The organism is Arthrobacter sp. PvP023 (assembly GCF_017832975.1).
Lineage (GTDB): Bacteria > Actinomycetota > Actinomycetes > Actinomycetales > Micrococcaceae > Arthrobacter.
This window is the reverse complement of record NZ_JAFIBI010000001.1, coordinates 4,584,830-4,603,987: the sequence shown is the minus strand read 5'-3', so window position 1 is coordinate 4,603,987 and position 19,158 is coordinate 4,584,830. Positions and strand designations below refer to the sequence as shown.

Genomic DNA, 19,158 nt, shown 5'->3' with positions numbered 1-19,158 from the left:
CGATGCTTTGGGTATGGAAATCAAGGCGGTCGTGGAGACGACGGAGGCGATCGGGGCTTCCGTCGCTGCGTTGGCTGCCATGTTCCGCCGCGGTACTGACGACGTGGGCTCCGCCAGCCGTGACCCGCTTCGGGACCGGGCGGATGCGTGCCTGGACGGAATGGCTGAGCTCGCCAGGATGGAATCCGGAATCGCTGCCCTGAAAGTGCACCTCGCCGCCGGATACGCTGAAACAGCCGCAGCCATCGCGCCGCCGCCAGCGTCCCCGCAGGAACACACAGTCCAGGACATGGCCGTAACTGCCGAGGTCGCGTGTGTCCTGACAGTCAGCGAACGCACCGCCGGCGCCCTCCTGGCCGAGGCCCACGCCCTGACCACTGCCTTGCCGCTGACGCTGTCCGCGCTGCAGGCCGGAAGTATTTCCTGGCAGCACGCCAGAGTCATGGTGGACGAAGCCGCCAACCTCGACCGGGCTGGAGCCGCTGGTTTGGAGGCACATTTCCTGGACGCCGACGCGCCAAACCCCGCCCGCGGGTGCCCGGCCGGGGACCTCGTCCCGTCCCGTTTCCGCGCCAAGGCCCGCACCTGGCGGGAGCGCCACCACCCGGTCAGCATCGAAGAACGCCACACCAAGAGCGCCAGGGACCGGCGGGTCGAGTACCTCCCGGACCGGGACGGCATGGCCTGGCTCTCCGCGTACCTTCCCGCCGACACCGCCGCCGCGATCTGGGACCGAACCACCAGTGCCGCCCGGGCCCTCCAAGGAGCAGACGAGGCCAGGACCCTTACCCAACTCCGCGCCGACGTCGCAGCCACTTGGCTCCTCACTGCAGGCCGCGAAACTGAAGGCAGCTCAGTGGCTGGAGAGGTGCCTTCCCCTGCAGCGCAGGTACTCATTACCGTTCCGGTGTTCTCGCTGCTGGGCTTAAGCGAGGAGCCTGCCATGCTGGACGGGTACGGGCCGGTCCCGCCGTCCATGGGGCGAGCCCTTGTCGCCGAGGGGGCTTCGTCGTTCCTGAGGGTGCTGACTGACCCCCGGAATGGTGCGCCGTTGGAGATCGGACGGACCAGCTACCGTATCCCCAAAACGTTGCGGCAATGGCTCCGGCTGAGGGACGGAAAATGTCCGTTCCCCGGCTGTAACAACCAGTCGCTGGACAATGACGCGGACCACCTCCTCGCCTGGGCTCTCGGCGGGACCACAGGGATCAGCAACCTCGGCCAACCGTGCCGCAAACACCACCGCCTCAAACACACCACCGGGTGGGCACCCTCCGGCGCCGGAACCCATGAACCGCCGGGCTGGACTTCACCCACAGGCCGCCATTACGCCAGCGAACAACCAGACTGGGAACCACCCTGCTGGCCAAGTGAGACCGTTGCCCTGGCTAACAGCCCGGAGCCGGGCGCGCCCGAGGAGTTCGACAACAGTCCGGGCCACCCCTTCCCCGCATATCCTGGGCCGGATAGTGACCGTGACTTGCCGGTAGACGACGACCCATTGCCCGATCTCGAACCGGCAGACTATCCGCATGCAGAAGACCCGTTCGTGGAATGGGAGCTCTTTCTGTCCTCAGAGAGCTACTCGGTCCGCTAATTAGGCCGCGGACGTCAGCTCGGCGGCACCCTGCCCCGCGGTTGGCCCCGGCCACCAGGCCGATTTTCCCTGCCGGTGGTTTGGTCATGGCCACGTGCTTACCGCCTTGTTCCTAGCCTTGTTGCTGCGTGCTCAGCACGATGATGGCGGCGTTGATTCCGAGCCCGATGAGCCACCACTTGTTGAAGGTCAGCAGAAGCAGCGCCGCCGAGATCGCTGCCCCGGAAACAGTGACGGGGACCCACCAGGACGTCCCGCCGATTAGCCCTATGCCGCCCGCGGCCAGCACAACGGTGGCGGCAACAGCCAGCACCACTGCAACGCGCCTGACGTTGCCGGCGAAAGGGGAGCGTCCGACGTCGAACGGTGCTTTCGGGTCCGGCTTGGGGAGCCAGATGGCGAGATGGACCAGTCCATGGGCGATAAGGAACAGCCCGGCAATCCACTGCATGGCGACCTCCCGCAACTGTCCGTGACCTCCATCCAAGCACCGAACGGGTGGCACGGCATAGGGGCGGAAGCCCCGGCCGCCCACCCGCGGGAGAATGTCTGGTATCCCGGACACCGGTGTGGTTCGATGGCATCGCCGGGCGCCCCGGAGGGGAGCACGCTTAAGTACGGGATACCGGACACCCGTGCGGGTGTCCGGCTGCGATCGATGGAGGACACATGGCGGACAGTGAGTCGCCCGTGCGGGAAGCGCCAAAAGCGACGCCAAAGACGGCGCCAAAAGCGGCGTCGACCGCGGCACTAAAGCCGGCAATGAAGGTGACGTCGAAAGTTCCGGCGGCCGAAAACACCCTGCGCATCCTCAAGCTGCTGGCCTCCAAGCGCGGCCCCATGGCGGCGTCGAACATTGCCACCGCGCTGGGCCTGCCGCGATCGAGCGTGTACCACCTGCTCGGCGTGATGGAAGCCAACGGCTTCGTGATGCATCTGCACGAGGAGCAGCGGTACGGCCTGGGCATCAGCGCCTTCGAACTCAGCTCCGCGTACTCGAGGCAGGAACCGCTGTCCCGGCTGGGGCGGCCGATGCTCGCCTCCCTGGTGGACGTCATCGGCGAAAGCGCGCATCTGGCGGTGCTCCACGGCCGCGACGTGCTGTACATCGTGGAGGAGCGTGCCAAGAACCGGCCGTCCCTGGTGACCGACGTCGGCGTCCGGCTGCCCAGCCACCTCACGGCCAGCGGCCGTGCCATCCTCGCGGCGCTGCCCAAGTCGCAGGTCCGTGCGCTGTACCCGAATGCCGCCGCCTTCACGGCCCGGCACGAGGTGGAGGGCGCCATCATGAAGTATTCGGCGCTGTCCTCGCACCTGGACCAAGTCCGGCAGCGCGGCTATGCCACCGAACACGGTGAGGTGACGCCCGGCTTCGGCTCGATTGCCGCCGCGGTGACGGACCACGTGGGATGGCCGACGGCGGCCGTCGCCGTGACCTTCCTCGAAGACAAACTCCCGGCGGACCAGTGGCCGGCCCTCGCAGCCCGCGTCCGGAAGGTGGCGGACGAGCTCTCGGTCCGCATCCACGGCCGCCCCGCGGGCTAGTCCGCACCGCAGCCCAACTAGCTCGCAGTTAACGTCGCCAAAAGCGCTTTTCGCGACGTTAACTGCCAGCCAGTTGGGCACTGGGAGCGCGTCTGGAATCCCGGACAGCACCCTTCCGAAAGCCCTGTTTCCGCACCCGCGGACAGGCTTTAGTTGATACAGAACCTCTTCCCGCGAACCACCCGAAACAATCAAGGAGCCCCCCATGGCACCCGCCGATTTCACCACCGGTGCCCGCCCGGTCAAAGCAGCCCGCGGCACCGAGCTCACCGCCAAGAGCTGGCAGACGGAAGCGCCGCTGCGCATGCTCATGAACAACTTGGACCCGGAGGTGGCCGAGCGCCCCGACGACCTCGTCGTATACGGCGGCACGGGCCGCGCCGTCCGGTCCTGGGCCGCGTTCGACGCGATCACCCGCACCCTGGAAACCATGGAAAAGGACGAGACCCTGCTGGTCCAGTCCGGCAAGCCCGTGGGTGTCTTCCGTACCAACGAATGGGCGCCGCGTGTGCTGCTGGCCAACTCCAACCTCGTCGGCGACTGGGCGAACTGGCCCGAATTCCGCCGGCTGGAGGCCGAGGGCCTGATGATGTACGGCCAGATGACCGCCGGGTCCTGGATCTACATCGGCACCCAGGGCATCCTGCAGGGCACGTTCGAAACCTTCGCCGCGATCGCCCGCAAGCTCACCGGGGACGAAAACGGCACCCTCGCTGGCACCCTGACCCTCACCGGCGGCTGCGGCGGCATGGGCGGCGCCCAGCCGCTCGCCGTCACGCTGAACGACGGCGCCTGCCTGATTGTCGACGTCGACGAGACCCGCCTGCGCCGCCGCGCCGGCAAGCGCTACCTCGACGAGGTGGAAACGGACCTCGACGCCGCGATCGCCAAGGTGCTCAAGGCCAAGGAAGAGCGCCGCGGCTGGTCCGTGGGCTACGTCGGCAACGCGGCCGAGGTCTTCCCGGAGATCCTGCGCCGCCACAACGCCGGCGAGCTCACCGTGGACATCGTCACGGACCAGACCTCCGCGCACGATCCGCTGAGCTACCTGCCCGAAGGCATCACGGTGGAGGAATGGCACACCGAGGCGGCCGCGGACCCGGAAGGCTTCACCAAGAAGGCCCAGGCGTCGATGGCCAGGCACGTCCAGGCCATGGTGGAGTTCCAGGATGCCGGCGCGGAGGTGTTCGACTACGGCAACTCCATCCGCGACGAGGCCCGCAAAGGCGGCTACAACCGCGCCTTCGAGTTCCCCGGCTTCGTCCCGGCTTACATCCGGCCGCTGTTCTGCGAGGGACTTGGCCCGTTCCGCTGGGTGGCGCTCTCCGGCGACCCGGAGGACATCCGCGTCACTGATGAGGCCATCAAGGAGCTCTTCCCGGAGAACAAGCACCTGCACCGCTGGATCGACGCCGCCCAGGAGCGGGTCGAGTTCGAAGGCCTGCCGGCCCGCATCTGCTGGCTGGGCTACGGTGAACGTGCCAAGGCCGGCCTGCTGTTCAACCAGCTCGTCAAGGAAGGCAAGGTCAAGGCACCCATCGTGATCGGCCGCGACCACCTCGACTCCGGCTCGGTCGCCTCCCCGTACCGCGAAACCGAGGCCATGGCCGACGGCTCCGACGCGATCGCCGACTGGCCGCTGCTCAACGCCCTGCTCAACACCGCCTCCGGCGCCACCTGGGTTTCCATCCACCACGGCGGCGGCGTCGGCATCGGCCGCTCCATCCACGCCGGCCAGGTCTCCGTCGCCGACGGCACCGACCTCGCCGCGGAAAAGCTCGAACGCCTCCTCACCAACGACCCCGGCATGGGCGTCATCCGCCACGCCGACGCCGGCTACGACCGCGCCCTCGAGGTCGCCAAGGAACGCGGCGTCCGCATCCCGATGAACGAAAAGTAGGAACACCCAATGACTCTCACCACCCACGAACCGCTCACCGTCACCCTCGGCTCCAGCGGCGTCACCCCCGAGGACGTCGTCGCCGTCGCCCGCCACGACGCCCGGGTGACCATCTCCCAGGAAGCCCTGGACACGGTCGCCAAGGTGCGCGCCCACATCGACGACCTCGCCCACAGCGAAGTCCCGGCCTACGGCATCTCCACCGGCTTCGGGGCGCTGGCCAACAGGCACATCCCCAATGAGCTCCGCACCCAGCTGCAGAAGTCGCTGATCCGCAGCCACGCCGCCGGCATGGGGCCGGCCGTGGAGCGCGAAGTGGTCCGCTGCATCATGTTCCTGCGCGCCAAGACCCTCGCCTCCGGCCGTACGGGCGTCCGCCCCGTGGTGCTACAGACCATGGTGGACGTGCTCAACGCCGGGATCACTCCGGTGGTCCGCGAATTCGGCTCGCTCGGCTGCTCGGGCGACCTCGCTCCGCTGTCCCATTGCGCCCTTGTCCTCATGGGCGAAGGCGAAGCCGCCGGTCCGGACGGCACGCTGTACGGGAGCAAAGGCCAAAGGCCTGTTGCCGACCTGCTGGCCGAGCACGGGATCGAACCCGTCACCCTGGCCGAGAAGGAGGGCCTGGCCCTGGTCAACGGCACCGAAGGCATGCTGGGCATGCTGCTGATGGCCATCGCGGACATCCGCCAGCTGCTCACGACGGCGGATATCACCGCCGCGCTCAGCGTGGAGGCGCTGCTCGGCACCGACCAGGTGTTCCTGCCCGAGCTGCACGCGGCCCTCCGCCCGCACCCGGGCCAGGCGGCGTCTGCGGACAACATGCTGCGGGTCCTGTCCAACTCGCCGATCGTGGCCTCGCACCGGATCAATGACACCAAGGTCCAGGACGCCTACTCGCTGCGCTGCGCACCCCAGGTGGCCGGCGCCGTCCGCGACACCGTGGACCATGCAGCCCTCGTCGCCTCGCGCGAACTCGCCGCCGCCATCGATAATCCCGTTGTCCTGCCGGACGGCCGCGTGAGTTCCAATGGCAATTTCCACGGCGCCCCGGTGGCCTACGTTTTGGATTTCCTGGCAATTACCGTGGCGGATTTGAGTTCCATTGCCGAACGCCGTACCGACCGCATGCTGGACCCGGCGCGTTCACACGGGCTGCCCGCCTTCCTGGCTGCGGATCCCGGTGTCGATTCCGGCCTGATGATCGCGCAGTACACGCAGGCCGGGCTGGTCTCGGACAACAAGCGGCTCGCCGTCCCGGCATCGGTGGACTCCATCCCCAGCTCGGCCATGCAGGAGGACCACGTGTCCATGGGCTGGCACGCGGCCCGGAAGCTCCGCAAGGCCGTGGAGAACCTCCGCCGCGTCCTGGCGATCGAGCTGGTGACGTCGGCGCGGGCCATCGACATGCGGACCCAGCTGTCCGGGGGAGAGCTCATCCCGGGGCCGGCCGGAGCAGCGGTACTCGCGGCGCTCCGCAACGTGGTGGACGGCCCGGGAACGGACAGGTTCCTGTCGCCGGAACTGGAGGCCGCGGACCGACTCGTCGCCTCGGGCGAGGTGCGCGCGGCAGCCGAATCCGCCGTCGGAATTCTGGCCTAAAAGTGAATATTATGCATCAAGAATGACAATTTCCCGGTGCCCCCGAAATACTGCGCGACACAACAGGCGGGGGCCCGGGAATTGTAGTAGAACTAAAGATGTAGTGATGAAGCCCACACCAATGATGTTGTGGCAAAAGAACATATACAAAGGGGTAGAAGTTCAATGAAAGCACGGGGGACGGTTCTGTCCAGGCGGGCGGCATTTGCTGCCACAGTTTCCGACTGGAGAACCCTCAAGGCAGGCGATCGGGTGGAAATCCTCAAGCATGCGCATGTGGTGGCCGCAGGTGAAGTCGAGGAAATTTCCGTGAGCGGAAACGTGCTTTGGCTGGTGCCTTCGGGTCCGTTGGACACACAGCTCTTTATGAAGTCGGACGGCGTCCAGGTCCGGAGGACTTGAGCCGCGGACCTGGTCCGCCGAACGTAAGCTGCGGAGTTAGGCGGCGATGTCTTCGTAGGTCTCACCGAAGGGGACGGATTCGTCCAGGGCCACAGTGAACGCGCCCGGCTCGTGGCGGGTGACGCGGATGCCGCAGTTGCCGTCCTCGACGGCAGCTTCGATGAGTTCCTTGACGGCGCTGTCCAGGCCGTCGTGGGCCTCTTCTACGGTGGAAAAGGTCAGGCGGATGGACCGTGCGTTGGTGGTCTGGGTTTCCAGGATGGCTGAGCTCATTGCAGGACTTTCTCTAAACTATGCGCCGGTTGGCCACAGTCCATTCTACCGACGCTGTCAAAATACGTAGGATGTCTGGCATTTGTCCCTTCGGGTTTCGGGTTCACCGAACCCCGGAGGGACAGCCTGTTTTAAGCCTCGCCCTTAGTGGGATCCGAAGGGTGGCGGCCCCAGGAGTGCAATCCCGCCGTTCCTGCGCGCGGACTCCTGCACCTTGCCGAAATCCATGGCGCCGCCCCCGGCCCCGGCGTCCAATGGCGTGCTCGCATCCCAGTAGAAAGCCTGGCAGCATCCCGGTGTGTGCAAACAAAGCATCCGGGCATGCGGGGACGTCACCATAAAAGCGTGGGGAACACCTCGGGGCGCGACCATCAAGCCGCCCTCGCCGACCCGGTGTTCTCTTCCGTCCATGTGAACCAGGATCTCGCCTTCCAGGATGAACATGGTTTCGTCCGAATCGGGATGTGTGTGCAGCGGCGTCATCTTGCCGCCGGACATCTCGTCTTCGAACATCATGAAGGCCCCGCCGGTCTCCTCGGCCTTGGCTTTCCAGGTGTGGACTCCGCCGCCGAAGAACCAGCGCCGTTCGCCTTCCGCCCGCCCCCGGATGATGGCTGTGGGGTTGACGGCTGCGGGGCTGATAACCGCGGGGTTGCTGGCTGCATCCATGGGACTGCCTCTTCACTGAGGAGCTTATGGGACTTATGTCCCATAACAAGACTGGAGTACCATAAGGTCCATGTCAACCCCCTATCAGGCCGGCGGGCGGACGGGCCAGAAGCAGCGGACGTTCCAGGCCCTCGTGGCGGCGGCCCGGGAGGCGGTGGCTGCCGGCCTCACTCCCACAGTGGATGACGCGGCCGCTGCTGCCGGCGTCGCCCGCAGCACCGCCTACCGCTATTTCCCGGGCCAGCGTGAGCTGTTGGCAGCCGCGCATCCGGAGACCGCGCGGACATCCCTTCTTCCGCCCGATGCCCCGGAGGATCCCGCCGCCCGGCTGGACGCCGTCGTGCTCGAATTCACGCAACTGATTGTCCGGACGGAGGCGCAACAGCGCACCATGCTGCGGCTCTCACTTGAAGAGGCCAAAGAGGATTCGCCGCTGCCGTTGCGGCAGGGGCGGGCCATCGCCTGGATCGAGGAATCCCTGCACCCGCTTCGCAGCACCTGGTCGCCGGCGGCCATGCGGGCGCTGGCGCTGACCATCCGCAGCGCGATCGGCATCGAGGCCCTGGTCTGGCTCACGGATATCGGCGGACTCACGCGGGAGCAGGCGGTGGCCTCCATGCGGTGGTCCGCGCAGGCACTGCTGCGCCAGGCGGTGGCATCGGGGCCGCCTCCGCACTGACCCTCCCACCCGGGCGGTGACTCAATCAATCGTCCGCGTCCCGCGTCCCGCCGCCTGCTCGCCGGTTACGACGCCGCCCGGTAAGTGCTCGTGGACGGCCATTGAGCCCCCGCGCCTCATCGGATATCGTCAAGTCCACAGGACCGGCCCGGGGTCAGCTGGGCGCAGTCACCAGCCACCAGAGAGCAGCCTCCCGTGTCTACCGAGCACTCCGCAACACTGCCCGCCCAAGTGTCCGCCGCCGCGGTTGCCGACCAGCGCCCGCCGCTCGAACAGCGCCTTGATCCGCAGATCCGCAAGCTCGCAGTGGGCGTCTGGACGGCGGAGCTGATCGGGGACGAACTGGCAAACATCAGCTACGGTGGCCGCCCCGTCCTCCGTGCCATCAAGGCGGTGGTGCGGGACCACGAATGGCGCACCTTTGCGCCGTCGGTCCGGGATGTCGCGGAGCTGAAGGACGACGACGGTATCAGCCTCCGGATCCACGTTGACTACGCGGCACCCGGCGCAGCGAAAGGTCCAGGGGCGCCGCGCACCGGCCCGGCGTACGAAGGCATGCTGATGCTCCGGATCACCCCGGCCACGGTCGAAGTGTCCTTCTCCGGCCGGGCGAAAACGGCGTTCCGGCGCAACCGGATCGGCCTGGTGGTCCTCCATCCCACCAGTGAAGCCGGACGGGACGTCAACGTGGTGTCCCCGGACGGCACCGCCACCAGCGGGGCCTTCCCCACGGATATCAGGCCGGACCTGGTCTTCACGGACATTTCTTCGCTGGAATGGGCCGACGCCGGCACCGCCTTTGACCTTGGCTTCTCAGGAGACATCTTCGAGACCGAGGACCAGCGGAACTGGAGCGACGGTTCCTTCAAGACGTACAGCACCCCGTCCGCGCTGCCCATCCCGGTGGACGTTGCCGCTGAGGACACCGTGCAGCAGTCGGTCAGCATCGAAGCCCTCAGCATCGAGACGCCGGACAACCCCCTCAGCGAAAGCCACGAGCAAGCGGCCTTCACGGTGGGCGAGCCCGCGGGAACCGTTCCGGCGCTGGCCCTGTCCGTTGACTCAACGGAAGCGGACTCAACGCAAGCGGCCGCCGGAAACATCGGGGAAGGATCACGGCTCCCCGGCCTCGACGCCGTCCTGGTGGAACTCTACGAGCCCCGGGAACTCTGGCCAGGCAAGCTTGCCGCCGCAACCAAGGAGGCGGACCGCCACGGCGCTGCACTGGACGTGCGGGTCGTGTCTGAATCAGCCGACGGCGTTGCGGAGGCTCTCAGGGGCGCCTTGGGAGGTCAGCTCTCGCGGATCGTCCGTCTTGCCCTGTTCCACCCCGGGACCCAGTGCACTGACCCGGCAGCGTTTGGCGCGCTGAAGGCATCGCTGGACGAGTCGGGCTTCAGCGGACAGCTTCTGGCCGGCACGCGCTCACATTTCACCGAACTCAACCGCTGGGTTGCAGGCAGCAGTGACGGCAGCCCCGTTCCGCAGGACGCCGACGCCCTGACTTTCAGCCTGGCGCCGCAGGTCCACAGCACGGAGGTTCCCCACATTGTGGAGACTGTCCCTGTGCAGCGGCTCGCCGCGGCCAACGCCCTGAAGCTGGGTGACGGGCGTCCCGTGCACGTCGGACCCATCACGTTGAAACCCAGGCTTCACGCCCCGGACCAGGAGGCCGGGGGGGACGAGCTACAGGACCACAGCTTCACCGCGGCCTGGACCCTCGCCAGCCTCGCTGCCCTCACCGTGGACGGCGTCGCCTCCGTGACGTACTTCGAAGCCGGCCGGCCGCGCGGCATCATCGGGACAGACGGCACGCTCAACCCGGCAGGGGAGCTGCTGCAGAGGCTCGCTGCCTGCAAGGGCGCCCCGGTGCTGGGCTCCGCTCCCGCACTGTCACACCGGCCCCACGGGACGAACTCCGTGACGGTCTATCCGGTGCAGTCGGCCGCCGGCCTGCAACTGTTCCTGGGCAACCTCAGTCCGCGGGAGGCCGCAGTTCGCCTCACCCTTCCCGAAGGAACTGCTTCGGCGGCGGCTGACGTGACGGTCATCGGGGCATCCGCGGGTGCCCGGGCGCAGGCGGCGCCGGCGGAGGCATCATCAGCGGACGACGGCGCCCTGGCGGTAACGCTGGGACCGTGGGCCACCGCCGTCGTCACCTTCCGGGACTGACGGCAGGCGACGCTCCTAACCCAGCAGCGTGTTGACCAGCCGCGCGGCCACCTTGGCCGTGCGCTGGTCGATGTCGAACTTCGGGTTCAGTTCGGCTACGTCCAGGTGCAGCAGTTTCCCGCTGGCAGCCACCTGGCGGCACACGGAGCTGATCACGGGCAGGGGTACCCCGAACGCCGCGGGCGCGCTGACTCCCGGGGCGACTGCTGCGGGCAGCACGTCCAGGTCGATGGTCAGGTAAAGCACGTCCACGGTGTCCAGGAAGCCGGCCACGAACTGCCGGGTTGCTTCGGCAGTGCAGTCCTCGTCGAGAAGGTACTTCACGTCCAGCCGGTGAGCGGTATTGAAGAGCACGCGGGTGTTGTTGGGCTCGGAGATCCCGACGACGGCGTAGTTCAGTGCGCGTTCGGTGGCTTCCTCCGCACGCGCCATCTGGAGGAAAGGCGTGCCCGAGGACGGTTCGGGTGCTTCCCGAAGGTCGAAGTGCGCGTCGAGGTTAAGTACCCCCAGGCGCTTCCCGCTGCGGACGGCTTCGGAACCGGCCACACCAAGGTAGCTGGCGAACGCGGTCTCATGGCCCCCGCCCAGCAGCACGGTGAGGTTGCCGGCGTCGAGCATTTCAGAAACGGCCAGCCCGGCGCGCGCTTGGCCGGCCTCCAGCGCGTTGTCCCTAACGGTGACATCACCGGCGTCGAACACCTCGCGCGGGAGGTGGAACGCGAGCGGACCGAGAGCGGCCCGGATGGCGGCGGGGGCAGCGGCGGCGCCCACCCGGCCCTTGTTGCGCAGCACGCCGGCATCGCTGCTGAAACCGAGAATGACGGCGGGACGACGGCCAGGTTCAAGGCTTTGCGCCGCGGCAGTTTCGTGGCGGTACGGCGTGACCGCCTGCCACCAGCGGCGGTGCTCGGCGGCGTCGCCGTCGAAACGGCCCCTCCACGTGAGCGGCGGGATGTCGACTGTGAGGGCTGTGCGAGGCATACTCCAAGCTCACCGCAGCGGAGCCCCGAAAACCAGCCCCGCCGCCGTCGGACTGTCCCGAATCCCGGACACCACGCCTAAACGGCGCCGAGACCTAGTGAATACCGAGCGCCTGCTCGATGGGCCCGATGCCGAAGAACAGCAGGAACGCGGCGGCAACGGCCCACATCAGCGGGTGGATGTCGCGCACCCGGCCCTGGAACGTGCGGATCAGCACGTACGCGATGAAACCGGCGCCCAGGCCGTTGGCGATGGAGTAGGTGAACGGCATCAGGGTGAAGGTCAGGAATGCGGGAATCGCGATGCCCCAGTCCTGCCAGTCGATCTTGCCCACCTGCGAAACCATCATGAAGCCCACCACCACGAGGGCGGGGGCCACGGCCTCGAACGGGACCAGGTTGATCAGCGGCGTGAAGAACATGGCCACCAGGAACAGCAGTCCGGTGACGATCGAGGCCAGGCCCGTGCGTGCGCCCTCGCCGATGCCTGCGCCGGATTCCACATAGATCTGGTTGGAGGAAACGGACGCGCCGCCGCCCACGATCGCGCCGAGGGCGTCCACCTGCAGCACGCGGTCCACGTCCGGGATGTTGCCGTCCTTGTCCACGGTGCCGGCTTCGTTGGCCAGGCCCACCATGGTGCCCATGGCGTCGAAGAAGATGCTGAGCAGGATCACGAAGGCCAGCAGCGTTGCGGCAACGAAACCGAGGTGTTCGAACGCGCCGATCGGGTTGGCCTTGCCTATCAGTGACAGGTCGGGTGCAGCCCATTCGGTGAATTTCGGTGCCACCAGGGACCAGCCCTGCGGGTTGAAGTTCTTGCCGTCGAAGCTGGGGCCGATGTGCAGGGTGAATTCAAGGATGACGGACAGAATGGTGGAGGCGATGATGCCGATGAGGATGGCGCCCTTGACCTTGCGGACCAGCAGGCCGATGGTCAGGATGAGTCCGAAGACGAACACCAGGGTGGGCCAGCCCAGGAGCTTGCCGTCGAAGCCAAGGCCCACCGGGACAGTGGTGCCGGCGGCATCCGGGATACGGCGGACGAAGCCGGCGTTGACTAGCCCGATCAGGGCGATGAACAGGCCGATGCCCACCACGATGGCCGTCTTGAGGCCATCCGGAACAGCCTTGAACACGGCGGTCCGGAAACCGGTGAGGACCAGGATCAGCATGGTGACGCCTGAGAGGACAACCAGGCCCATCATGTCCGGCCAGGTCAGGCCCGGATTCGTGGCGACAGTAACAGCCACGAAAGCGTTGACGCCCAGCCCGGTGGCCATGGCGAACGGGTGCTTTGCCCAGGCGCCCATGAGGATGGTCAGGATGCCCGCGGCAAAAGCAGTGACGGCGGCGACGGCCGGGAAGCCCAGGGTTGTGCCGCTGGAGTCGGGGCCGGAAAGGATTAGGGGATTCAGCACCACGATGTAGCTCATGGCGAAGAACGTGGCAAAGCCTCCGCGGATCTCGCGGGAGTAGTTTGACCCCCGTTCGGAAATCTTGAAGTACCGGTCCAGTGCAGAGCCCTGCTTAAGCATTAGTCCTCCGGGGGAGAGTGTTGGGGATTACTTGAATCCTAGTAGGTTGCCGGGTTGCGACCCCGCGATTTCGCCTAGTCTGTAAGGAAGCCAACACACAGGAGTAGCCCCGCATGCGTTCCATCCGCCACCTGCTGAGCGCCCTCATCGGGGCACTGTTTTTCACGGCCGCCGTGCTGGCCGCAGCTGCGCCCGCCTCAGCCCACGACGCCGCTGAGTCCAGCAGCCCGGCCCAGGGTTCCACCGTGGCCACTCCGCCGGAGAAGGTTTCCGTAACTTTCAACAGGGACCCGCTGGCCCTCGGTTCACAGTTCCAGGTGAAGGATGCGGCGGGCACCAACTGGGCAGAGGGCCCGGTGGAGATCGTGGACAACGTGGCGTCGCAGAAGCTCCGGCCCGGTGCGCCGGCCGGAGAGTTCACTGTGGTGTGGCGTGTGGTCAGCTCCGATTCGCATCCGATCGAGGGCACCTTCACCTTCACCGCCACCGCCGCTGCGCCGGGTTCCGGCGCCACCGGCTCAACGCCGGGCAGTTCGCCGGGCAGTTCGACGACGGCGGAGGTCCCTACGGCCGGCACCGCGCAGCCCGGCACCACCACGGCGCCTGAGCCGGCGCCTGACGCCTCGGAGCCGTTCCCTTGGAGCCTGGTGCTTTTCGCCGGAACAGCCTTGGGCATCCTCGTGGCCCTGGGCGTGCTGGCGAAACGAAACCTCAAGTCCACTGACGACGGGGCGGACGACGCCGCCGGGGAGCAGTAGGTCAGGACGCGCAGTTGAGGGCCGGGCAGCCGGCCCCGTGGTCGGGCGATAAACGCGGTCAGTTCAGCAGGGCCGGGGCCGGCAGTGCGGCGAAGCTTCCGGTGAGCACTGACGGGACACTGTCCGGATAGACCTTGGCGGAAATTGCCTGCCCCACAACCTTGGCCTGGCGGAGCACTTCCTTGGGTGTGGGAGTGATGAGTTCCCCGACGCCCACGAGGTACATTCCGATGGCCCGCATGGCGGCCGCCAGGTTTTGCCCCAGTGCCAGCCCCAGGTCCGCGAGCATACGGCGCAGCTGGCTGTGCGCTCCCCGGGTCAGGACAATGTGGTGTGCCAGCAGGACGCCGTCCGGCGTGTGGACGGCCCACTGGTGCACGGGAGGCTCGGAGAGGCCGGTGCCCAGCAGGTTCAATTGGACGGCGCGGGTGTTGTTGCGGATGTCCAGGTTGTGGCTGCTGGCGTAGTTCCTGAGGTGCCGCAGGATTTCGTTCCGCTCCTGCAAGGTCGCTGAGTTCGGCGCGTCACAGCGCGGCAGGGACACGGTATTGGCGGACTGGATTCCGCCCAAGGTTTCGAGCGCATCCACGGTGATTGAGTCCACGCCGCGCCGCCGGAGCTCGCTGGCGATCGCCAGACCCGGAAGCCCTGAGCCGATGATCACCGTAGTGGTCTGCTCGGTCCCACCATAAATTGGCATGCTCGACACTGCTCGTTCCTCCTCGAATGGTTCACTGTGCAGGCCTCGTTCCCCTGCACGTTCCGTAACCCCCAAAGTCCGGCCGCCGCGCGTGAAGCTGTAAGTGTGTTCTGAAACACATATCTCAGTTTCGCAACGCCTCGACAATACAGAACTTTTGGAGCTCTGGATAGCCCTTGCCGGACATTGGCTACCCCCACAATCTCACACTTGTGATTCGGCTGATCGGAGGTGGGATCTCTATGTTTCCGAGAGGTTAAAAGTGGGAGCTGGCTTGGACGTAAACCGCCTCTCCGGGAACCGTCTGGGCACTCCTTTAGGGGTGCTTGCTTACTGTCCGGCAAACGAGAATAGTGGGCTAAAAGAGCGGATTTGCAGCCAATAGCAGGCCCCGGCTTCCGGTTCACACGGCGGACGCCCACTTCTGGCAGAATAGCGGCAACATCAGGCAGTATCGCGAGGAGGCGGACCCCATGGGCCGAGATCAGGTGCACCCGTCAAGGGATGACGACGGCGGTTCTGCCGCCCCCGAGGGGATTGTGGTGGGCGTGGACGGTTCCGACCACAGCCAGTGCGCCCTCGTCTGGGCCGCCCGGGAAGCTGAGCGCCGGCATCGCCCCCTGCATATCGTGACCGCATACTCCGTGCCGATCTTCGCAGCGTCCGGCCTGGACGGCGGCTATGCCACCGTGGACGACTCGGTGATCCGCGAAGGTGCGGAGGCAATCCTCAAGCAGGCCCTGGACAAGGTGGCCCCCTACGACATCGACGTGGACGCTTCCGTGGAGAACGGCGACGCCTCCGGTGTGTTGCTGGAAATGTCCGAAACCGCCGAGCTGCTGGTATTCGGCACCCGCGGCCGGGGCGGCTTCGTCGGCAGGCTCCTTGGCTCGGTCAGCAGCGCACTCCCGGCACACGCGAAGTGCCCCACGGTCACCGTGCCGTTGATCTGCGCGGACCGCCTGGGCGAGACCACCGACGACAAGCACGTCAAAGCCGAACAGGCCAAGTCCGGGCACCAGCCGGTGGAAAACGTTGTTGTAGTGGGCGTTGACGGTTCCGAGCAGGCCCGGATTGCCGTCCTGGAGGCCGCGGACCAGGCCATACGCCTCGGAGCACCGCTTCGTGTTGTGTGCGCCGTGCCGCAATACAGCGGTTCACTGGCGTGGGTCCCTGCGCCCATGGACCGGGAGGCCCTGTTTGCCGACATCCGCGTCCAGCTCGACGCCGGTGTGGCCTGGCTGAAGAGCCACTACCCCAAGCTGAACGTGGAGACCCGCATCGTGGACGGTTCCCCCATCGACGTGCTGGTTGAAGCCAGCCGGCACGTGGAACTGGTGGTAGTGGGAACGCGCGGCCGCGGCGGCTTCACCGGAATGCTGCTGGGCTCGACGTCGGACGGAATCCTGCACCATGCCAAGGGCCCGGTACTGGTGGTTCCGGACCGGGACGACCCGCGGCTCGCGGACCGTCCCAGCTTTGGGCCCATGCTCGGCGCAGCGTAACCCCATCCTGACTTTCCAGTCAGTCCGGCCGGCGCATACCCCAGGAGGCCAGCGGTGAACCAGGCCAACAGTCCGGATTCGCCGGCGGACGGGCTGGTGCTGAACCTGGAGAACATCAACGCCGGAATGTTGCTGCGGGTGGGCGGCAAGGCCGCCAACCTGGGCGAAACCACACGCGCCGGGCTGCCCGTTCCGCCGGGCTTCTGCCTGACCACGGACGCCTACCGGCGGGCGGTGCGTCCGGCAGGGCTCGAAGACGTGCATGGCGCGTTGGCAGCCACCGGAGCCCACGAGCTGGCGGCCCTTGCCGGGCTGGCTTCCCGGGCACGGGAACTCATCCTGCGCGCGGACATTCCGCCCGAGATTGCCGGCGCCGTCCGGGAGTCCTATGCGGCGATGGGGACGGAGGTTCCGGTGGCAGTGAGGTCGTCGGCGACGGCCGAGGACCTGCCCTTCGCGAGCTTCGCCGGGCAACAGGACACGTACCTGAATGTGGTGGGCGCCGACGCCGTCCTTACGGCGGTCCGGCAGTGCTGGGCGTCGCTCTGGACGGACCGTGCGGTGACTTACCGGGCCACACACGGGATCAACCCGGCAACTGTAGCGCTCGCGGTGGTGGTCCAGCGCATGGTGGATGCCGCCGTGGCGGGCGTCCTGTTCACCGCGAACCCGGTGACGGGACGGCGCCATGAGGCCGTCATCGATGCCAGTCCCGGACTGGGCGAGGCCGTGGTTTCCGGGGCGGTGAATCCGGACCACTTCGTGGTGGACTCGGCCACCAGCGAGATCCTGGATCGGCGGCCCGGGGACAAGGGAATCGCCATCAGGCCCCTCGCCGGGGGAGGCACCGAGCGGATCACTCTCGGGCCGGATTCCGGGCCTTCCCTGAGTGATGCCCAGCTCCGGGAACTGTCCGCACTGGGCGCCCGGGTGGAACGGCATTACAAGGCGCCGCAGGACATTGAATGGGCCGTGGACGCCGCGGACAAGCTCTGGCTGGTGCAGTCCCGCCCCATCACCACGCTATATCCCCTTCCGGACCCCCGGCCCGACCTGCCGGAGCCGGAGGGAACACGCGTCTTTCTGTGCTTCAGCCTCGCCCAGGGGCTGACACGCCCCCTCACCCCGATGGGGATGGCCGGTTTCCGGCTGATCGCGTCCTCCGTCGCCCGTGCGGCCGGCTTTGACGTGCCCGAGCCGCGCAACGGTCCTGCACCCTACCGGCAGGCAGGGCAGCGTCTTTTCGTTGACCTCACTCCGGTGGTCCGCAGCAGCGTGGGCCGCGCCATTGTGCCCCGCGTCTTCGACATCATGGAGGCCAGGTCCGCCACGGTGCTCCGCAGGCTGTTCGCCGACCCGCGGTTTTCTGTGACCATCAGGTCCCCCTGGCGGCTCCTCCGGCGCGTGGTCCCGGTGGCGGCCAAGGCGAAGGTCCCGGAGTCGCTGCTCCGGGCGCTGCTTCGGCCGGAAGCGGCAATCCGCCGCGTGGACGCCTTCGGGGCACGGCACCGGGCTGCCCTCGTGGTTCCGGCCAACGCCACACCGGCGGAACGGCTGAACCATGCCGAACGCATCCTCGACGGCGGGCTCTTCCCCATCGTCCCGGCAGTGCTGCCGCTGCCGGCCCTGGGCTTCGCGCTCCTGGCGGTCGCCGGGAAGCTGACCGGGCAGGGCGGGGAGTCCGGCGCGCTGCAGGCCGTTCTCCGCGGGCTCCCCAACAACGTGACCACGGAGATGGACCTGGCCCTCTGGCAGCTCGCCACGGACATCCGCGCCCGCCCCGGGGCGGCCGCGATCTTTGAGGAAGCCTCCCCACCTGAGCTGGTGCGGCGGTACCGCGACGGCGGGCTTCCCGCCGTCGTGCAGTCAGGGCTCGCGGGCTTCCTGGGACGCTACGGACACCGGGCCGTCGCGGAGATCGACCTCGGCATGCCGCGCTGGTCCGACGACCCCGCGCACATCTTCGGAGTCCTGGCGAACTACCTCAAACTCGACGATCCGGCACTGGCGCCGGACCGCCAGTTTGCCAAAGCCGCCCGCGAGGCGGAAGCCCAGATCGAGCGGCTGGTGGAAGTAGCGGGGAGCCGGGGCGGCCCGGCAGGAAGGCTCCGCGCCCGGATGGTGCGGGGCGCGCTGAAGCGGACCCGGCTCTTTGCGGGACTGCGCGAACTGCCGAAGTACCACATCGTCGAAGGCCTGGCTTCGGTCCGGAGACAGCTCATGGCAGTGGGGGCGGAGCTCGCCGCGTCCGGCAGCATCGCCGACGCCGACGACATCTTCTTCCTCAACTTTGCCGAAGCGCACCGGGGCCTGGCCGGGGCGTCGCTACGGGAGGCAGTGGCGGAACGCCGCGGGGCCTACGACGCCGAACTCTCCCGCCGCCGCATTCCCCGGGTGCTGCTTTCGGACGGAACGGAACCCGAAGCGCTGCAGGTTGCCGCGCCGGGTGCCGCGGACGGTGTCCTGTCCGGCACGCCGGCATCGGCGGGAATCGTCACTGCCAGGGCACGCGTCATCCTGGATCCGCAGGGCGCCGCACTGGAACCGGGAGAAATCCTGGTGGCCCCGTCGACAGATCCCGGGTGGACGCCGTTGTTCCTCACGGCCGGCGGGCTCGTGATGGAAATGGGCGGCCCCAACTCCCACGGCGCGGTGGTGGCCCGGGAGTACGGAATTCCCGCCGTCGTCGGCGTCCCGGACGCCACCTCCGCCATCAGCACCGGCCAGGTGATAACGCTCGACGGCGGGGCCGGCACCGTCGCGCCGGCTGCGGGCTGACCGTCCCCGGGGCACCGCAGGACGGGCGGTCTCCCGAGGGGGTGTAACGGACGGGTCCGG

16 protein-coding genes are annotated in these 19,158 nt (G+C 67.6%); 10 read left to right on the top strand and 6 right to left on the bottom strand.

The features are described 5' to 3' along the window. Positions 1-13 precede the first annotated feature (13 nt). A complete protein-coding gene (locus JOE31_RS20915; protein WP_209747854.1) occupies positions 14-1,597 on the top strand; it encodes an HNH endonuclease signature motif containing protein in 1,584 nt (527 codons plus the stop codon). 112 nt (positions 1,598-1,709) lie between these two features. Here JOE31_RS20915 and JOE31_RS20910 read toward each other — a convergent pair whose 3' ends face one another. Next, complete coding sequence (locus JOE31_RS20910; protein ID WP_209747853.1) at positions 1,710-2,048, bottom strand: hypothetical protein; 339 nt, start codon at positions 2,046-2,048, stop codon at positions 1,710-1,712. Positions 2,049-2,359: 311 nt separating this feature from the next. Between JOE31_RS20910 and JOE31_RS20905 the strand changes: the two genes are divergently transcribed. The 4 genes from JOE31_RS20905 (at position 2,360) to JOE31_RS21660 (ending at position 7,046) form a co-directional block, all read left to right on the top strand. Beyond that, a complete protein-coding gene (locus JOE31_RS20905) occupies positions 2,360-3,142 on the top strand; it encodes an IclR family transcriptional regulator (protein ID WP_209748686.1) in 783 nt (260 codons plus the stop codon). Between the two features lie 205 nt (positions 3,143-3,347). After that, positions 3,348-5,042, top strand: a complete 1,695-nt coding sequence (locus JOE31_RS20900; protein ID WP_209747851.1) for a urocanate hydratase — start codon at positions 3,348-3,350, stop codon at positions 5,040-5,042. 9 nt (positions 5,043-5,051) lie between these two features. After that, positions 5,052-6,644, top strand: coding sequence for a histidine ammonia-lyase (gene hutH / locus JOE31_RS20895; protein WP_209747849.1), 1,593 nt, complete (start codon positions 5,052-5,054; stop codon positions 6,642-6,644). Positions 6,645-6,809: 165 nt separating this feature from the next. Beyond that, positions 6,810-7,046 (top strand): hypothetical protein, encoded by a 237-nt coding sequence (locus tag JOE31_RS21660; protein WP_245199287.1) that lies wholly within the window; start codon positions 6,810-6,812, stop codon positions 7,044-7,046. Between the two features lie 36 nt (positions 7,047-7,082). Here the strand turns inward: JOE31_RS21660 and JOE31_RS20890 are convergent, their stop codons facing one another. Then, positions 7,083-7,319 (bottom strand): hypothetical protein, encoded by a 237-nt coding sequence (locus JOE31_RS20890; protein WP_209747847.1) that lies wholly within the window; start codon positions 7,317-7,319, stop codon positions 7,083-7,085. A gap of 144 nt (positions 7,320-7,463) precedes the next feature. After that, on the bottom strand, positions 7,464-7,988 hold the full coding sequence (locus JOE31_RS20885; protein WP_209747846.1) for a cupin domain-containing protein: 525 nt from the start codon (positions 7,986-7,988) through the stop codon (positions 7,464-7,466). Positions 7,989-8,058: 70 nt separating this feature from the next. Here JOE31_RS20885 and JOE31_RS20880 point away from each other — a divergent pair, with 70 nt between their 5' ends. Both JOE31_RS20880 and JOE31_RS20875 read left to right on the top strand, forming a co-directional pair. Continuing rightward, positions 8,059-8,667 (top strand): TetR family transcriptional regulator, encoded by a 609-nt coding sequence (locus tag JOE31_RS20880; RefSeq protein ID WP_209747844.1) that lies wholly within the window; start codon positions 8,059-8,061, stop codon positions 8,665-8,667. Between the two features lie 195 nt (positions 8,668-8,862). After that, entirely contained in the window at positions 8,863-10,839 is a 1,977-nt protein-coding gene (locus JOE31_RS20875) for a hypothetical protein (RefSeq protein ID WP_209747842.1), read from the top strand. Between the two features lie 15 nt (positions 10,840-10,854). Here the strand turns inward: JOE31_RS20875 and hutG are convergent, their stop codons facing one another. Continuing rightward, positions 10,855-11,820: a formimidoylglutamase gene (hutG, locus tag JOE31_RS20870; RefSeq protein WP_209747840.1), complete on the bottom strand. Its 966-nt coding sequence runs from the start codon at positions 11,818-11,820 to the stop codon at positions 10,855-10,857. A 94-nt stretch (positions 11,821-11,914) separates the two neighbouring features. Further along, positions 11,915-13,357: an NCS2 family permease gene (locus JOE31_RS20865; RefSeq protein WP_209747838.1), complete on the bottom strand. Its 1,443-nt coding sequence runs from the start codon at positions 13,355-13,357 to the stop codon at positions 11,915-11,917. 113 nt (positions 13,358-13,470) lie between these two features. Between JOE31_RS20865 and JOE31_RS20860 the strand changes: the two genes are divergently transcribed. Further along, positions 13,471-14,115 (top strand): copper resistance CopC family protein, encoded by a 645-nt coding sequence (locus JOE31_RS20860; protein WP_209747836.1) that lies wholly within the window; start codon positions 13,471-13,473, stop codon positions 14,113-14,115. A gap of 58 nt (positions 14,116-14,173) precedes the next feature. Here JOE31_RS20860 and JOE31_RS20855 read toward each other — a convergent pair whose 3' ends face one another. After that, on the bottom strand, positions 14,174-14,815 hold the full coding sequence (locus JOE31_RS20855; RefSeq protein ID WP_209748684.1) for an NAD(P)-binding protein: 642 nt from the start codon (positions 14,813-14,815) through the stop codon (positions 14,174-14,176). Positions 14,816-15,288: 473 nt separating this feature from the next. Here JOE31_RS20855 and JOE31_RS20850 point away from each other — a divergent pair, with 473 nt between their 5' ends. Together JOE31_RS20850 and JOE31_RS20845 are read left to right on the top strand one after the other, a co-directional pair. Continuing rightward, positions 15,289-16,320: a universal stress protein gene (locus tag JOE31_RS20850; protein WP_209747834.1), complete on the top strand. Its 1,032-nt coding sequence runs from the start codon at positions 15,289-15,291 to the stop codon at positions 16,318-16,320. A gap of 54 nt (positions 16,321-16,374) precedes the next feature. Then, entirely contained in the window at positions 16,375-19,098 is a 2,724-nt protein-coding gene (locus tag JOE31_RS20845; RefSeq protein WP_209747832.1) for a PEP/pyruvate-binding domain-containing protein, read from the top strand. Positions 19,099-19,158 lie beyond the last annotated feature (60 nt).

What these genes read in the sequence shown, in the direction of transcription:
- JOE31_RS20850 (WP_209747834.1), top strand. Translation starts at nt 15,289, where the DNA reads ATGGGCCGAGATCAGGTGCACCCGTCAAGGGATGACGACGGCGGTTCT.
- JOE31_RS20855 (WP_209748684.1), bottom strand. Translation starts at nt 14,815, where the DNA reads ATGCCAATTTATGGTGGGACCGAGCAGACCACTACGGTGATCATCGGC.
- JOE31_RS20885 (WP_209747846.1), bottom strand. Translation starts at nt 7,988, where the DNA reads ATGGATGCAGCCAGCAACCCCGCGGTTATCAGCCCCGCAGCCGTCAAC.
- JOE31_RS20900 (WP_209747851.1), top strand. Translation starts at nt 3,348, where the DNA reads ATGGCACCCGCCGATTTCACCACCGGTGCCCGCCCGGTCAAAGCAGCC.
- JOE31_RS20915 (WP_209747854.1), top strand. Translation starts at nt 14, where the DNA reads ATGGAAATCAAGGCGGTCGTGGAGACGACGGAGGCGATCGGGGCTTCC.
- JOE31_RS20905 (WP_209748686.1), top strand. Translation starts at nt 2,360, where the DNA reads ATGAAGGTGACGTCGAAAGTTCCGGCGGCCGAAAACACCCTGCGCATC.
- hutH (WP_209747849.1), top strand. Translation starts at nt 5,052, where the DNA reads ATGACTCTCACCACCCACGAACCGCTCACCGTCACCCTCGGCTCCAGC.
- JOE31_RS20880 (WP_209747844.1), top strand. Translation starts at nt 8,059, where the DNA reads ATGTCAACCCCCTATCAGGCCGGCGGGCGGACGGGCCAGAAGCAGCGG.
- JOE31_RS20890 (WP_209747847.1), bottom strand. Translation starts at nt 7,319, where the DNA reads ATGAGCTCAGCCATCCTGGAAACCCAGACCACCAACGCACGGTCCATC.
- JOE31_RS20865 (WP_209747838.1), bottom strand. Translation starts at nt 13,357, where the DNA reads ATGCTTAAGCAGGGCTCTGCACTGGACCGGTACTTCAAGATTTCCGAA.
- JOE31_RS21660 (WP_245199287.1), top strand. Translation starts at nt 6,810, where the DNA reads ATGAAAGCACGGGGGACGGTTCTGTCCAGGCGGGCGGCATTTGCTGCC.
- JOE31_RS20860 (WP_209747836.1), top strand. Translation starts at nt 13,471, where the DNA reads ATGCGTTCCATCCGCCACCTGCTGAGCGCCCTCATCGGGGCACTGTTT.
- hutG (WP_209747840.1), bottom strand. Translation starts at nt 11,820, where the DNA reads ATGCCTCGCACAGCCCTCACAGTCGACATCCCGCCGCTCACGTGGAGG.
- JOE31_RS20910 (WP_209747853.1), bottom strand. Translation starts at nt 2,048, where the DNA reads ATGCAGTGGATTGCCGGGCTGTTCCTTATCGCCCATGGACTGGTCCAT.